Source organism: Microbulbifer sp. MKSA007 (assembly GCA_032615215.1).
Classification (GTDB): domain Bacteria; phylum Pseudomonadota; class Gammaproteobacteria; order Pseudomonadales; family Cellvibrionaceae; genus Microbulbifer.
Genome location: CP128433.1, coordinates 2,145,367 through 2,160,663, shown reverse-complemented (window position 1 = coordinate 2,160,663; position 15,297 = coordinate 2,145,367). Strand labels below are relative to the sequence as shown.

Below are 15,297 nucleotides of genomic sequence, written 5' to 3'. Positions count from 1 at the left end.
GTCTCCGCCCAAACTGTATACCTATTTTATACAAAAATTGCATCTGTATACCTTTTTTCATTTCTTGGATAGTTAGCCCCGAGACAAATTGGAGGGGCTGATGCGGTACTCGGATTTATTACTTGGTGTGCTACTAATGGCAATGTGGGGTTTCAACTTCATCGTTATTCAGATGGGAACGGAAGATCTGGACCCACTCCTTCTGGTGGCTTTACGCTTTTCTTTGGCAGCCTTTCCGGCAGTGCTTTTTGTTTCCAGACCGACAGCCAGCTGGAAGTACGTTCTGGCCTACAGCCTGACTTTTGGCTGTGGGGTTTGGGGGATGGCCACCTGGGCAATTTCTAGCGGACTCTCTGCGGGTATGGCCTCACTTCTTTTGCAAGTAAATGTTGCGATTAGCTTACTATTTGGCTGGGTATTCCTGAAAGAAAAAATTATCCCGCAGAAAGCTCTTGGGGCTCTACTTGCCTTGGGAGGGCTGTTATTAAGTTTGATGGTTGAAGATGGCACTGTACCCCTAATCAGTATTGCACTTATCTTAATAGCGGCTACCAGCTGGAGCATCAGTGGGCTCATAGTAAAGGCCAGTGGCACACAGCACGTATTTAGCTTTATTGTCTGGGGGCTATTATTTGCACCGTTACCACTGTTCGCTGCTACCTATATTCAAAGTGGTGCGGATGTATTTTATGAAATACAAAACAACCTTAGTGGAAAGTTGATTTTCTCCATATTGTTTCAGGCCTACCCAACCACCCTGCTGGGATACTGGTTCTGGAACCGGTTAATCATTAAGTACCCGCTGTCTACTGTTGCACCTTTAGGTTTACTCTGCCCCGTTTTTGGACTCTTTTTTAGTTGGTTATTAACTGGAGAATCGATTGGTCCCGAAAAGTTTATAGCCGCTGTTATGATTTTCTCTGGGCTGGCACTTGGCATTGTTCATTTTTGCCAGAGCTTTAAGATGCTAAGAAACTCACGGATTTTTGGCATATTAAACATATCGCGATGAACAAGTATCCAAGTTGAGATTTGCCAGCTTTCAGGCGTAGGAATCTCAATAATGTCTTCAAATTTTTTAGCCAGAATTCTCGGCATGGCGCCAATGCCACAACCAGAAAGCATTGCCTGGTTAAGAATTTGCTGACTGGAAGTAGTCAGGACAATATTTTGATCGTGGATATGATTATAAACCCATTCATTCCAGTCAAAGTGTAACGGACGATCACCTAAAGCCAGAAACCTGTGCTCTTGAAGATTACTTTTATCGGGAAGCCCATACTCTTCAACATAGGATTTGTGTGCATAGAAAACGAATTCTGTAGTGAAAAATGGCAGCACGATATTATCAGGTGTCGTTGGTTTCTCACCGACACGAATTGCAATATCAGCTTCACCGTACTCTAGGTTAAAATTGCGTAGGTCCCCGATTAAATTGACAAGCATACCTGGGTGCTGGGTCTGGTACTGTCTAATGAGCGGCATCAACAGGTCTACCATCTCGCCGACAGAGGTGATGGTGAGCTTGCCTTGCAAATTCTGTTCTTTGCTTTGTAACCGCGAGGACAACTGGGAAAAATGGCTGTCCGTCACCTCCCCCAGTCGCATAACATCCAGCCCCGCCTCCGTTGGAATATAGCCTTTGTCATTGCGCTGAAATAGTACAACCCCAAGGCTCTCCTCCAGTACATTAATATGGCGCATCACGGTGGACCTATGAATATCAATCTCTTGGGCCGTTGCACTCAGAGTGCCTAGCTTGGCCAGCTTGTAAGCGGTCCTTAACTCAGTCCATTTATCCATTATTTACCTAAAGTCCCCCATACTCTGATGTGCAAATATGCACATCAGAGTCTCATAATCACACATTCACAGCATATTCGCTACACCATAAAATGGATTCAAATGACCTGTACACCCTCTAATGGTTGAAAAATATGGTAATTAAAGCGGAAGTATTGATAGTAGGCGGTGGTTTCGCCGGTGTGTCTGTCGCGCAAGTACTGGAAAGAAATGGCGTCCATACCATTCTGGTAGACAAAAAAGATTATTTCGAAGTCACTTTTGCCACCTTGCGCAATGTAACCGATCCATCCAGCACCGGGAATCAAGCGCGCAAGTACTATAGAGACTTTTTCTATGGCCGCTTCATTCAGGGAGATGTAATTGAAATGTCTGCGAAATCAGCGCGTTTGGCAGATGGAACAGAGTTACATTTCAACAGCGCCATACTCGCCTCTGGCACCCGATATCCGAGCATGCCGTTAGCCAAATCCCTTTCAGCAATGGATATTCAATCCCGGAACCAAGAACTGTTGGACGAGCACCGGCGACTGAAACAAGCAAGGAAAGTCATGGTGATAGGAGGAGGAGTCGTTGGAGTCGAATTGGCGGGAGAGGTCGCACACGCTATGCCGAGAACTCAAGTAATTCTGGCACACAATAAAGAGGTCTTATTGGACAACTTCAAGCCTAAAGCACAGATCAAAGCCCAGAAACAATTAGTGAATTTAGGTGTAGAAATTCAGTTTAACAGCCGCTACCAAAATCAGAATGGCCGCTATATAAATCTCAACAATGGCCAAGCCAGCGATGCAGACCTGGTTTTTGAAGCAATTGGTGCGCTGCCCAACAATGATTACCTAAAACCGCACTTAGCGCATATCCTTAATCAGCAGGGATTTGTGAAAGTCGATAACAGACTTCAAGTTACTGACGAACCAAGCTTGTATGCACTCGGAGATATTGCCGATATTGGTGAGGCCAAACTGGGCTACCTCGCCTCTCAGCAAGGTGAATACCTGGCAAAGGCCATCGCCAGAAATAGAACAGGAAAAAGTACCAAAAGCTATAAACGAAACCCACTAATGGCACTAGTTCCCATTGGCCAGAAGCAAGGATTAGTACAGTTACCTTTCGCAGTAACAACCTGCAACCACCTCGTTCGGTTGAAGCAGAAAGACCTATTCATTAATAAGGTTTATCGTGGATTTGGCACTCAGCCAAATGCCCGGCTCTCTTAGTTCGGGCTAACTATTGTAAGTAGCTATTAATGCAGTTAACGATATGATTCTATTTTGGTCAACTGTATAAATACAAAAAATAAAATCATAAAGTGAGCATTATCAAGGACAAAAAATCACAAGTACTAACCAGGTTTATTACTTTTTTCCCTCACCAGCCAGTAGGAAACTCCCAGGGCGATAGTCACCAGGGCAATACCGACTATTTGCTCCGCATTAACAAATTTTAAGTCGAGCACAATAACCTTCCGAGCTACAGCCATTAAGGCTGTAGCCAATACCAATTGCACCGGTATCACATTTGTACCCAGGTAGAGTCGGATATTAGTGAAAATTTCAATGGCAATAAGAACGGCGAGAAAGGCCCCAAAAGTCTCGAGGATATCTTCCATATCAAGCAATAGGAATGGCGTCTCCATTAGCCTTTCATAAAGTACATAGACGACATCCGCAATGGTCCAGAATATGACCAACACCATAAGAATGGCGAGAAATTTAACGGCATATTTTATTGCTCGATGTAATTGGTTGATCAGGGGATCAGCATGATCCTCATGTATCTCGTCATATTTCATGGGCTTCGCTCTGCCGATTGATACCGCACATTGCTTGAGTTCGACTATAGGCGAAATCCCCGTATTCAGCCGAGAGAGCTTCCTTTAGTGAGCGAGTAGTAAGAGGAATCCCGGCAGCATATTCACCGCCGGGATATTGTGAGTCGTTAAGGTAGGCAGGCTGCGTTAGAGAAGAAATACTTTACTTCGTAGTCACTACAATCCTCTGTTGCACAGAAGAAGCGGTAATTAGTGCCGATATCGCCAATATGCATGCTTTCGCCGGTTAAGGAATAATCCAACTTCGTATCAACAACCCTTGCCTCAATACCAGCAACATCACTGACAGCACAGCTATTGCTGATATTTCCCGCTGACTTGTGTTCGTTAAAGCTCTCATAATCAATGCCACCTGAGGAGGGATCATCCAGGTCCAGCCACTCGGTTGCGTAGTACCCTGGGTTTACCAAGCTGTTGGATAACTTGTGCACGCCCAAAGCATCGATTTCATCACCGTGGCGCCCGTGGAAAGCAAAAATTTGCTGGGATGAAGTGGAAGAATAAGTTGTACAAGTCCCCTGCTGAGTGCCCCCGGAAATAGATGAGCCATTGCTCGACGTCAATTTAAGGTAGTAAACACTACCCGTTTCATGCTTTTCATCGTCGACACAAATTTTAACGTCATCCAAATACTCGCTGCTGGCGGAGTTGAAACTCAGTACACTCCCCATCGAGCCCCCATCTCCATCACCATATTCAATACAGTATTCATGATCACTGGCTGTGGCATGACTTAGGGATTGCTTAAATTCATAGCAAGCTTTAAAACCATCAATTCGGCCACCGGAACGAATCTGGACAGATTTCAGATTCATAGTGCCGCTGCCGAGCAGTTTGCGTTTTACCAGGTCGATTGAATCAAACGCATCACCTCCGGTACCACCCACGGCATCTTTTTTGATGTAGCCAAAATCCGAGTAACTATCTTGGTTGGCGATCCAGAACCCATCAAATGGTTCGTAGTAATTCACCCAAACCGAGGTAGTTACACCTTCTGAATTCCTCTTGGCATAGAGCGTGGCATTTTCCAAAGCGTTATAAGGCATTCCATAGCGGTAGCCATCAGCTTCACAGGCGGAGTAACCTTCACTCCAAGTCCCCGATGCACTGCTGATGTGCCAGTTTCGCTCATCGTCCACACAGGCAAACACTCGCTCCGTGCTACAGCTATAGTCACGAATTTCACCGTCATTACTTAACCAGGCGCAACTATTGCTGCCACTGGGAGAGTCATTCCGCCAAGACCACGTAAAATCTTCAATCTGGGGTGCTTTAGAGGCACCTATAGTGGTCGCATTGGCCTCCACCAGCGCCAACTCAAGCATGTTATACCCAGATACTGCTTTCTCCAGGATCTCACTGCCGGAATACTTGATGTCATCCTTGCTATATTCCGTTGTTGCATCCAGGGCGACACTTAAATTCCCATTGTTGTAGTGGCTGATTGCGCTGGCATTACCGTCGATATCTGCTGTTAGCTGGCTGGAATTTTGTGCAAGTGGCTCATTAGAAGTGAGGTTTCCAGATGCATCCATTTCATCCACACCGATCCAGACATTACGTCTGAATTTCGATGTGTTTGACTCGTCATGGTAATCACACAGATTGTTATCACCAGTGTGCGGATACTCTCTGGGCACCTGAATAAATAGGATAACGTTGCGTCCCGCATCCAACACATCCTGTTTAGTCAGTGTTTGCGCCGGCAGGGAGGCGCAATCATCTTCTGTATAGCCCCAGTCGGTAGGCTTAAATACCAGATCCCCCAACCTGCTTTCAATTTTCTCACCAATCTTATTGCGGAAGTTCTGGTGGTAATCAGAATCGTAAGCCTCAAACTTTAGGAATATGACTTCATCGTTATTATCTTCAAGAAAATCCTTAATCTCATCCAGCCCATCCCCCAGCGTTGCAGCTGTGCCAAACATATAAATACACATAGTGGCCTCTTCCAGGCCCATATGACACAGGTGCGGTGTTGAGCTGAAATTGGAAGCAGGGTAAGTATCATATTCGACCAGACGTATTCCCCGACTGAATAATTTCTCCGGCGCGTACCACTGGTTTACATCGGTATATACACCCTGATCCCACTGATAGGATGCATAGGCATTATGCGCTCCCGCCCATAAGGTCTTTGATAAGGGAGCCTTTGTATCAATCTGCCCCTGTAAATCCAGGCGCTTCACTTTATCATCGCTAGCATCAATTTCGCCGACAACAGACATCGAAAAACTCAAAAGCAAACTTGATACCAAACCAATTGTTTCATGCATTATTCTTTTCCTGATAAGTATCTTGATAGTTACCGCTAAAATAAAAACCCCAGTAAGTATTTCCCCTCAGTTGAATTGACCAATTGGAACAAGCGTACACACCTGTCGTGAACCGCTAAATTACAACAGTACTGACTGGTCAATTTTAGTCATTTACCCTACTTTACATTTTCATAATTTACGCACTTTTCAATACTGACAAACATCCATCTCCGAATTAAACATTCATAAAACTACCCGCAAGCGGGGGCGCAAAATAGTAGCTACAGAGCATGACCAATCAGTTACGGGCTTAAGGCAGTTATGTAAATATCTGCCCATTTGTAACAAGGCCAACATAAATGACAGGCCAAATATCCCTCCAGTATTTAGGATTCAATCACAACCTTGGAAGTGATATTACGCACGTTAAATCAGCTGGTTTAGGGGCGGAGTTTGGACATCTAAATCATCTTTTCAGATTATTGAAAGTTTCAAAATATAATTGGGGCAACTTTAAAAGAATCGGCATCACACTCTTCAGCTAACATCGATAAAAAAATAGACGACAAGAAATCTTCCCCTTAAGGCGTAGAGTTGATTTAAAGCTAGGCCGGATTCAGGATATAAGAAGAGTACAACTTAGATATTTATACTTACCAAACGATGAATTGAGCACCCAAGGAGTGGTAGGCTTATTGAAATATTACATTCATAGAACAAATAGAAACTTATAATTTCCGCCCCAGGAAAGCAGCCTTATCAAGGAGAGAGAATGAAAAGCAAGGCACTTATCATATTGAGTAGTATTCTTATCGCCTCATGTGGATCTATGCGACCGCAAAATGCAAGCAATTATCAGCAAGACCTGATCACTCCAGAAGAAACAGATAACTTTGTACTCACCGAAAGCAGCACCTTCGATGAACCCATGCTGGGAATTGCCCTAAAGTACGATAATAAGCAGTATCCTACCGATATTATCAATGTCTATGTATACCCTATCGATAGCATCACATGGGAAAATACAGATGAAATTATCTCCATTGAAATGGGCGATATTATAGATGAAGTTGACTTTGCTATAGAGCAAGGGCATTACAAGTCAAGATCACCAGAGACTATTGAAAACTTCAGTTTTAAAATCGGTGAAAAGCTATATTCTGGAAAAAAGTCATCTTTCACACTTACCAACAGAAACGATGCTGAATACTTCTCAAATAGCTATGTGTTTATCGATAAGGATAAATATATAAAGTTCAGAACCAGCTTCGACAGCAGAGCGACCGTAGAATGGAATGGCGATTCAGCAGTGAAAGAAATACTGCCTGAAATAGTTGTTCCCGACGAGTCTGCGTACATGAAGAACCTGAGAGCTGAACACCAAAAAGAAATCACCAAGAATCTGATAAAATCACTATTCCAAGCTTCTCAAGAATCACAACCCAACACCGAATAATTTCTCAACTAACTTAATAGCAATTGCGACAAATCCAACTCTGTCAGAGCTGATGGCTACTAGGTGCCGCTTAGCACCAGAGAATTGCGAGCGGCACGCTTTAGCTGAAGCCTCCTGTACTTCAATGGCATGAAAGCACACTCCTTTCCCCATTGGCAGGAATTTAGCCCTAGACATCTCCAATTCAGATTTTTAAACAAATCCCACTAAAATCTACACTAACTGGCTAATAAATTTCTCAGGTGGTTGAGATAATACTGGCACTTCGGCGTCTATGATTAAGGAGGCACTAAGGAAAGGAAATTCGAATCATGAGCAAAATCCTGCCTCCAATTCTTGCTCTTCTGCTCGCCACATTTGTTTTAGGCGCGCAAGCCAACAACTATGTCAGTAAGGATAGTCAAGCCACTTCGTCTCTCGGATGTATCAGTGCCACATCAGTACAATCTACCCATTCACCGACAGATATTACTTCTGCCGCCAAAACATGTACCGAACAATCCAAATTTGATGAGGCAGCTGAGCTGTTAATGGTTGCCAGTGCCTTTGCTTATTTCGACACACAGAGGGTTAGCGACAAAACCGGGCACAATGTATTAAGAGTGATTTTCAATAAAAAATTTAATTCGATGTCAGAGGGAGATCGAAATAAGCTATTCGCCAGTATTAACTCTCTTGATCAGGGAGGAGCAAGAAAGCTGGAAGTGTGTAATTACTTGATAGCCTCAAAGCCGCCATCCTATGTACCAAGCTATATGATTTCCCATGGGTTAAGAAAGTTTACAGGTGTTACTGAAGCCCCCTGATAAAAGACTTTGATGCGGATCAAAGCTGGTTAAACTCAATGGTGTTTGTCAAATGCCGCAGTTAATCGGTATCTTGTTGAATAGAGACGAAATACCTATATCAGGCTCACCTTTGGGCTGAATATAAGCATCTAAGGCAGTAAAGATTCCCACGACGTAAATACTAGCCATCTAGATGGCTTCAAGTATATTCGGCCACCGCAAGTCTGGTATTTCCCTGATGCTTAGCTAAATCGCCATTTCATGAGTTCCCTTTGCCACTATTTACCAAGCGTAAAGTTTCAGGCATGATTTTCCCATAGTCGAAATTTTCTCTAATCGGATTAACGGGAAGAACTGTGAAAGAAAACGGAATGCTCTTTTTATTTTGTGGAAAGATGGGCGCAGGAAAAAGTACAAAAGCTGCGGAGATAGCACAAACTACAGGAGCAATCCTTATTTCCGAAGATGAGTGGCTGTCTAATTTATATCCCCATGAGATCTGTTCACTCTCCACTTACATAGAGTATTCTGCAAGATTAAAACCAATGATCAAGTCACATACTCAGGATATTTTAAGGAGTGGCATCTCGGTAGTACTGGATTTTCCCGGCAATACAAGAAAACAAAGATCTTGGTTCAAAGAGATATTTCTGGATAACCTCTTTCCCCATCAATTAATCTATCTTAAAGCCGATGATAAATTATGTTTACGGCAAATCGCCCAAAGGCAAAAATCACACCCCGAACGAGCCGCCTTTGACACCCCTGAGACCTTCAAACAAGTTAATAAGTACTTTGAAGAACCTAACCAATCAGAGGGATTCAATATTGAAGTAGTCCATCAGGGAGGCATTTAAACGTACCCACTCCCCCTAACAATTGGGAGCAACCTCTGCTGGACTCTCTTTCCGTTTGCGCTATCTCCTCCAGTGTTGGAGAAACTAAAGGAAGCCTAAGTCTCGATGCTGGCCCAGTATTTTGAGTCCCTGTGCACCCGTTATTCGACTAGCCGGTTCCAAGCGGATTCAGAAAGGCCCGACTCAGGCTGCTGTACCTTTGCTTTGCCTTATATTTCGATTATTATAGAAATATAGAAATTTGGAGGTAACTCATGATGCTACCGAACCACACCCCCATCAATATTCTTAATCGCCTAGTGGACTCCCCTCCCAGTGGTGACCCTACCAGGATTCTAGTGTTGTACGGATCCCTGAGACCCAACTCCTTTTCGCGTCTATTGGCCAACCAGGTTGTTGAAATATTGCAGCATTTTGGTGCCGAGGTTCGCTTGTTTGACCCTGTCGAGCTCCCTATTTACGACGGCACCAGCCAGGATCACCCCAAGGTGCAGCAATTGCGCGAGTGGTCTGCCTGGAGCCAGGGTCAAGTGTGGATTAGCCCGGAAATACATGGAAATGTCTCGGCCGTTTTCAAGAATCAGATCGACTGGCTACCACTGGACCAATCTGCAAGCCGGGCAACCCAGGGAAAAACCCTGGCGGTCATGCAGATTTCCGGTGGCTCACAGTCATTCAATACCGTCAACAATTTGAGGGTTCTCGGCCGCTGGATGCGTATGTTTACGATTCCCAACCAATCCTCTATTGCCAAGGCCTGGCAGGAATTCGATGAACAAGGGCACCTCAAAGATTCCCCATTCCGGGACCGGGTGATTGACGTTCTGGAAGAGCTGGTAAAAACCACCATTTTGTTGCGTGGCCAGGGTAACTATCTGACCGAGCGGTACAGCGAGAACAAATCAGAGGTGCAGTCAGCTTCGACAACATCTATTCAGACCTTGGTGGCTGAAAGCGGTGTCGCAGAACCCAGCTAAAAGTACTGGCATTTCGCTGCCGAAGGTCCACATTTAGCAAAGGTCCATATCTAGCTATGGACCACTAGCTGATAGGAACTCCGATAAGGATCTCGTCAATGAGCTTTTCCCTGGACCCGGACTTTTCAAGCGCCCTTGGCAAGTTTGGCGACTTGCTGGATACCTTGGCAGAAGCGCCTATTGGGGACGTGAATACTCGCCGTAAGAATGGAGCCGTGGTCACCCAAGCACTATTTCAGGGTCGCAGTTTTCCATCAGATGTTTCCTTTCGGGACTTTACCCTAAAGAGTTCAGACCAAGAGGAGATCCAGTTACGCTGGTACCAAAAGGAGAATAGCAAACCAGGCTCCGCCATTCTCTACATTCATGGCGGTGGGCTCATCTGCCACGATATCTCACGGTACGACTTGGTCATCGCCAAATATGTAGCTGCCAGCGGCGTGCCATTTTTAGCAGTAAATTACCGAAAGGCTCCGGAGTTCCCCTACCCTATACCGATTGATGATTGCTATCGGGCATTTGTTTGGCTGGTACAACACTCACAGGAACTCTCCATTGACCCCACGCGAATTGGCATCATGGGAGATAGTGCCGGAGGGGGTCTGGCTGCAGCCCTGACAATTGTCGCTCGCGACAAAAAAGGCCCGTCCCTGGCACGGCAGATATTGTTATACCCAATGCTGGACGACAGGACGGTTACTCCCGATCCCGAATTATTGCCATTTATTATCTGGACCTATGAAGACAATCTCACCGGCTGGACCGCTTACCTGGGCAACCAAGTGGGCAGCCCTGCAGTCAGTCCTCATGCTGCCCCTGCCCGCCTGCAAGATGCCAAGGGTCTACCGCCAGCATTTATCGATGTTGGCGAACTAGATATTTTTCGCGATGAGGATATGCAATACGCCCAATTACTCACCGATGCCGGTGTTAGCACGGAGCTCCACGTTCGACCTGGCGTGATTCACTCTTGGGAGCTATTCGCCCCGGACATTCCCGTTTCACAGCGCGCTCTTGCAGATCGAGTGAGAGTCATCCAGGAAATCTAAGCGAGCACGGTGCACCCGACTATGGAACAGCAAAAACAGAGACTATTTGATAGTCACTTCCACATCATAAATCCCAAGTTCCCCCTATTCCCAAATCACGGCTATTTGCCGCCAACATTTACCGTGGACGACTATCAACTCAAGTTACAAAACTACCAGCTAGTGGGGGGCGCTGTAGTTTCCGGCTCATTCCAGAAGCTGGATCAAACCTACCTTATTGATGCCCTGGAAAAGCTGGGCAAAAACTATGTTGGGGTCACACAGCTATCCGCCGACACTCCCGACAACACCATTTTGTCACTCCACAAACATGGAGTCAGAGCCCTACGCTTTAATTTGGTACGGGGTGGCTCGGAACAGATCGGTTTTATCGATACCCTTGCCCGGCGAGTTTTTGACTTGGCAGGCTGGCATGTCGAACTATACGTTGAAGCCTCTGCATTGACCCCTCTCTATAATAAATTGATCGCGTTACCAGCCGCCTCTATCGATCACATGGGAATCACCAAGCAGGGTTTTCCCATCTTGCTCAAACTGGCAGAAAAAGGGGTAAAGGTAAAAGCGAGCGGCTTTGGCCGCCTGGATTTCGACCCCGCAGCGGCAATTGTCGACCTCTATCAGGCCAACCCACATTGCCTGATGTTTGGCTCCGATCTTCCCTCTACCAGGGCACCGCGTCCCTTCAAACCTGAAGATATTTTGTTAATTCGCGACACCCTTGATGAAGCACAAGCAGAAAATGTCCTGGTAAAAAATGCCTATCAATTTTATTTAAAAAAATAATGGAATGAGGGGGCAGTATCAGGAACTGAGTTCTTCTTCTGCTGTCATTCACTACGCTGTATTTTCTAAAAGCGCACGATATGCCTAAATTCGTGCACTTCTCTATACCCACTCAATTCATGCTACAGCAGTGTAATCTCGGGTCATCGATCATCTTTATAAATCACTGGCAATTAAAACATGCGAATTGTAGGATGCGCCGAATATTTCAGGCCACAGGGAACCTGGAAGATACAGTGCAGGAGGTTGTAGTGAAAGGACTGGTAACGGTTATTTTTTCCCTATTTGTGCTATCCGGATGTACCGGCATTGGCACAAAACCCCTGGGAGAAAAAGAGGTAGCGTTAGGCGTAGATACTGAGCAATCCATTAAAGAGAAACTCGGTAAGCCTTATGAAAAAGGCATGTTTGTAAAAAACAACCAACAAATTTTAACACTCGCTTATGCGTATCCCACTACTGGCAAAAAGGCGGTTAACGAAAATATTAGCGGCACCCGTAACCAGGGTTTCTACTTTTATGACGATAAATTGGTTGGGCAGGATTTTGTCAGCTCTCTCGCTGAAGATTCCACCGATTTTGATGAGTCAAAAGTACCACTTATCAGCGAAGGCCAAACCAGTATTCTCGAAGCTCTGGATTTATTGGGCAAACCCTCCGGCGAATATCAGTACCCACTGATTAGCAATAAATCCGAGAAAGCCAAAGTGTATATGTATAGCCAAACCAATAAGGCTATTTTCCAACCGGCCTCTTATCAAAAAGTATTGATTCTCAGTTACAATACTGATGGCATCATCACGAACGTGAATTTTGCAGAATTAGGCAATAGAAATTTAAGCGAGCAATAAATCATTTCTCAGACAGGGGAGCTTTACCCGCTGGCTTCCCTGAAACAAACAAAAGGCACACCACCAGTCCCATCATCGCCAGATAGGCATTAACCGTGAAAGCGCGATCGATCCCCGTAGAAATATCGGGAGCCATTGCGACAATTGTGGTATTCATACCCAAGCCTATTGCTCCCCCACCAATCTGGAACATATAGAGAATTGCTCCCGCCAAGCTTGCTCGCTCCGGCGCTACAACCGTAATTGCGGCAGTAGTAATAGCAGAATAAAACAGGCCAATACCCGCCCCAAGAACCACCAGTCCCGGTACCATTTGCAAAAAAGTTGTTTCTTTATGCAAATGAGAAAGCATAAACATACCGATACACATGGCAATGGTGCCCGCCGAGACAATCGTTTTTGCACCGAGCGTTTCGTAGAGCCCACCGGCAATAAAAGACACCAAGCCAAATGAGACCATCATAGGAAGTAGCCCCATTCCCGAATACATCGCCGAGTGATTATGGACCTTACTCAAGTATTGGGGAACGTATACAAGGGCAGCAAAGAACACCACAGACAGCAACAAGGTAGCTATACCTGCGGCAAAGAAACCGTGATTCGTTGCTACATCTACGGGAATTAACGCATCTCTGCCCACATGGCGCTCAACCAGGATAAACGCCCCCATAAACAGCAAGGTGGCTAGTGCCAAGACAATAATCACCGGGCTCTTAAAGCCGATATCCACGACTAAATCCAGCGCCAGCAGAAGGCAAAATAGCGATGTAGTCAGGGTGATTACACCACCGTAATCAATGCGCTCGGTGACATTTTCCGGTGTGTCATCCGGGATAACCTTCCAGCAGACCCAAAATGCCAATGCAGCCACCGGCAAGTTGATAAAGAAAATCCAGCGCCAGCTCAATAAGTCTGTAAGAATGCCCCCCAATACCGGACCAATTGCATTCGCAGCGGCACACATGCCCATCACCAAGCCCCCGGCAAAGCCCGAGCGGTCCTCCGGTAACATCCCGTAGATCAGCCCCAGGATTGCCGGCCACATAAGGGCACTGCCGATCCCCATCAATCCCCGCGCCGCCAGCAGCATTGGAATATTGGTAGCTATGCCACCGAGGAGGGAGAAAAATGCAAAGGAGGTCATGCCGATGAAAAAGATTTTGCGCCGGCCAAACATATCCGCCAAACGCCCGCCCGAGATCAGCAGTATCCCAAAAGCCAATGTATAGCCGTTGATAATCCATTGGGTGGTGGTGATATTGGAGTTGAAGTCTTTTTCGATGGCTGGGATTGCTACGGAAAACGCAGTGAGATCATTTCCGATCAGAAAAATTGCCAAGCTTAGGGCAAACAGTCCCAGTACCTGAATTCTGGTCAGTTTAGTTTTCTCATCTACCATGTTTCGAGTCCAGCCACAGAGTTCGGTGTTACAAGTGTGGCTCAAACTCGGGAAACGGCAGGGACACTAACTACGCCCCTGCTGGCAAACAAAATGGTGAGAGCCTGCGACTAACGCTCACCTGAAGTGTCTTGAAAGAACTCCTCTACAGGCTGGTAATCCGGATTGGCACCACAAGAACCCCGCACTACCAACTCGGTAGGTAGTACATCTGGCATCGCCGATTTTCCAGAGAGGAGTTCCATCATTTTCTCCACCATCAATTCACCACCTCGGTGGATGTTCTGGCGAACGGTTGTCAGGGGAGGGGTAAAAAACGGCGCGATTGGGATATCGTCAAAACCCACTATGCCGACATCTTCCGGCACCTTATAGCCACGGGCCTGTAGCGCTTTTATCGCCCCCATAGCGATACTGTCACTGGCGGCGAAAATGCCATCAAAACTAAGCCCTTCCTGCGCAACCAGGTCGATAATGGATTGATAACCACTTTCACTGGAGAAACCGGCGGTCAACTGCCTGGTAGTGCCAGACAGATCAGCTTCATTGAGCGCGGCACAGTAACCTTCAAAGCGCCCATTGACCTCCGGGTGAGCTGTGTCGCCGAGAAAGAGTATTCGCCGCCGCCCCAAGCTCATTAAGTGCTCTGTGGCCTGACGCCCGCCCATTTGATTGTCACTACTAACGATGCAATATTCGGCCCCCTGCGTTGAGGTCCCTCCCCAGACAACAAGAGGGTCCCCCTGCTGCTGCAGATCACGAAGTGGGGTATCATCCACCCCCTGGCCAATCACAATAACGCCATCAGCCCGCCTGGAACTCATCAGATAAGAATGCCAATCCGAGCGGCTGGCGATACTGCTGGAAAACAGTAAATCGTATTTATGCACCGCAAGGCGATCAGCAATTGAACCGATCATATCGATCATAAATGGATCAGAAAATGTCTGGCCGCCACTGCGCCCCGTATTAATCACAACCGAAATTGTATGGCTGCGTTGCAGGCGTAAGTTTCGCGCGCTCTCATTGATTTTGTAATTCATGGAGCTCGCGATTTTTTGAATACGCTCGCGAGTCTTTTCGTTAATCAATGGATTATCGTTCAGCGCTCGCGAAACAGTAGATTCAGAAACTCCCGCCAACCGAGCAATATCGGACATGGAAACGGGAGAGGAGGACCCCTTGGGCATGGCGTACTTCACCTTGTTCGCGGGAAAAATGCCATCTTAGGCCCGTCGCCCA

14 protein-coding genes are annotated in these 15,297 nt (G+C 46.2%); 9 read left to right on the top strand and 5 right to left on the bottom strand.

The annotated features are described in order from the left end of the window. Nucleotides 1–100 precede the first annotated feature (100 nt). Complete coding sequence (locus tag QT397_12490) at nt 101–1,012, top strand: EamA family transporter (protein WNZ58111.1); 912 nt, start codon at nt 101–103, stop codon at nt 1,010–1,012. Here QT397_12490 and QT397_12485 read toward each other — a convergent pair. Beyond that, on the bottom strand, nt 943–1,803 hold the full coding sequence (locus QT397_12485; protein WNZ58110.1) for a LysR family transcriptional regulator: 861 nt from the start codon (nt 1,801–1,803) through the stop codon (nt 943–945). The two genes, QT397_12490 and QT397_12485, sit on opposite strands and share 70 nt — an antisense overlap. 134 nt (nt 1,804–1,937) lie before the next feature. Between QT397_12485 and QT397_12480 the strand changes: the two genes are divergently transcribed. Continuing rightward, nucleotides 1,938–3,023: an FAD-dependent oxidoreductase gene (locus tag QT397_12480; GenBank protein ID WNZ58109.1), complete on the top strand. Its 1,086-nt coding sequence runs from the start codon at nt 1,938–1,940 to the stop codon at nt 3,021–3,023. Between the two features lie 125 nt (nt 3,024–3,148). Here the strand turns inward: QT397_12480 and QT397_12475 are convergent, their stop codons facing one another. Beyond that, nucleotides 3,149–3,598, bottom strand: coding sequence for a phosphate-starvation-inducible PsiE family protein (locus QT397_12475; GenBank protein ID WNZ58108.1), 450 nt, complete (start codon nt 3,596–3,598; stop codon nt 3,149–3,151). A gap of 146 nt (nt 3,599–3,744) precedes the next feature. Then, nucleotides 3,745–5,913, bottom strand: a complete 2,169-nt coding sequence (locus tag QT397_12470) for a jacalin-like lectin (GenBank protein ID WNZ58107.1) — start codon at nt 5,911–5,913, stop codon at nt 3,745–3,747. A gap of 754 nt (nt 5,914–6,667) precedes the next feature. On the opposite strand from QT397_12470, the gene QT397_12465 reads away from it, so the two are divergent. The 7 genes from QT397_12465 to QT397_12435 all read left to right on the top strand — a co-directional run bounded on the left by QT397_12465 (nt 6,668) and on the right by QT397_12435 (nt 12,656). Then, nucleotides 6,668–7,351 (top strand): hypothetical protein, encoded by a 684-nt coding sequence (locus QT397_12465; protein WNZ58106.1) that lies wholly within the window; start codon nt 6,668–6,670, stop codon nt 7,349–7,351. A 311-nt stretch (nt 7,352–7,662) separates the two neighbouring features. Then, nucleotides 7,663–8,157, top strand: a complete 495-nt coding sequence (locus tag QT397_12460) for a hypothetical protein (GenBank protein WNZ58105.1) — start codon at nt 7,663–7,665, stop codon at nt 8,155–8,157. Nucleotides 8,158–8,495: 338 nt separating this feature from the next. Then, nucleotides 8,496–8,996 (top strand): ATP-binding protein, encoded by a 501-nt coding sequence (locus QT397_12455; protein ID WNZ58104.1) that lies wholly within the window; start codon nt 8,496–8,498, stop codon nt 8,994–8,996. 254 nt (nt 8,997–9,250) lie between these two features. Then, complete coding sequence (gene arsH / locus QT397_12450; GenBank protein WNZ58103.1) at nt 9,251–9,973, top strand: arsenical resistance protein ArsH; 723 nt, start codon at nt 9,251–9,253, stop codon at nt 9,971–9,973. A gap of 98 nt (nt 9,974–10,071) precedes the next feature. Further along, on the top strand, nt 10,072–11,022 hold the full coding sequence (locus tag QT397_12445; GenBank protein ID WNZ58102.1) for an alpha/beta hydrolase: 951 nt from the start codon (nt 10,072–10,074) through the stop codon (nt 11,020–11,022). A 21-nt stretch (nt 11,023–11,043) separates the two neighbouring features. Beyond that, complete coding sequence (locus tag QT397_12440; protein ID WNZ58101.1) at nt 11,044–11,805, top strand: amidohydrolase family protein; 762 nt, start codon at nt 11,044–11,046, stop codon at nt 11,803–11,805. Nucleotides 11,806–11,999: 194 nt separating this feature from the next. Further along, nucleotides 12,000–12,656: a hypothetical protein gene (locus QT397_12435; protein ID WNZ58100.1), complete on the top strand. Its 657-nt coding sequence runs from the start codon at nt 12,000–12,002 to the stop codon at nt 12,654–12,656. Nucleotide 12,657: 1 nt separating this feature from the next. Here the strand turns inward: QT397_12435 and QT397_12430 are convergent, their stop codons facing one another. Together QT397_12430 and QT397_12425 are read right to left on the bottom strand one after the other, a co-directional pair. Beyond that, nucleotides 12,658–14,055 (bottom strand): MFS transporter, encoded by a 1,398-nt coding sequence (locus tag QT397_12430; protein ID WNZ58099.1) that lies wholly within the window; start codon nt 14,053–14,055, stop codon nt 12,658–12,660. Nucleotides 14,056–14,165: 110 nt separating this feature from the next. Then, entirely contained in the window at nt 14,166–15,245 is a 1,080-nt protein-coding gene (locus QT397_12425) for a LacI family DNA-binding transcriptional regulator (GenBank protein ID WNZ58098.1), read from the bottom strand. Between the last annotated feature and the right edge of the window lie 52 nt (nt 15,246–15,297).

Bases quoted from the DNA above. Each gene is read 5' to 3' on its own strand.
- QT397_12470 (WNZ58107.1), bottom strand. From the start codon at position 5,913: ATGCATGAAACAATTGGTTTGGTATCAAGTTTGCTTTTGAGTTTTTCG.
- QT397_12445 (WNZ58102.1), top strand. From the start codon at position 10,072: ATGAGCTTTTCCCTGGACCCGGACTTTTCAAGCGCCCTTGGCAAGTTT.
- QT397_12485 (WNZ58110.1), bottom strand. From the start codon at position 1,803: ATGGATAAATGGACTGAGTTAAGGACCGCTTACAAGCTGGCCAAGCTA.
- QT397_12425 (WNZ58098.1), bottom strand. From the start codon at position 15,245: ATGCCCAAGGGGTCCTCCTCTCCCGTTTCCATGTCCGATATTGCTCGG.
- QT397_12435 (WNZ58100.1), top strand. From the start codon at position 12,000: ATGCGCCGAATATTTCAGGCCACAGGGAACCTGGAAGATACAGTGCAG.
- QT397_12465 (WNZ58106.1), top strand. From the start codon at position 6,668: ATGAAAAGCAAGGCACTTATCATATTGAGTAGTATTCTTATCGCCTCA.
- QT397_12475 (WNZ58108.1), bottom strand. From the start codon at position 3,598: ATGAAATATGACGAGATACATGAGGATCATGCTGATCCCCTGATCAAC.
- QT397_12460 (WNZ58105.1), top strand. From the start codon at position 7,663: ATGAGCAAAATCCTGCCTCCAATTCTTGCTCTTCTGCTCGCCACATTT.
- QT397_12480 (WNZ58109.1), top strand. From the start codon at position 1,938: ATGGTAATTAAAGCGGAAGTATTGATAGTAGGCGGTGGTTTCGCCGGT.
- arsH (WNZ58103.1), top strand. From the start codon at position 9,251: ATGATGCTACCGAACCACACCCCCATCAATATTCTTAATCGCCTAGTG.
- QT397_12490 (WNZ58111.1), top strand. From the start codon at position 101: ATGCGGTACTCGGATTTATTACTTGGTGTGCTACTAATGGCAATGTGG.
- QT397_12430 (WNZ58099.1), bottom strand. From the start codon at position 14,055: ATGGTAGATGAGAAAACTAAACTGACCAGAATTCAGGTACTGGGACTG.
- QT397_12440 (WNZ58101.1), top strand. From the start codon at position 11,044: ATGGAACAGCAAAAACAGAGACTATTTGATAGTCACTTCCACATCATA.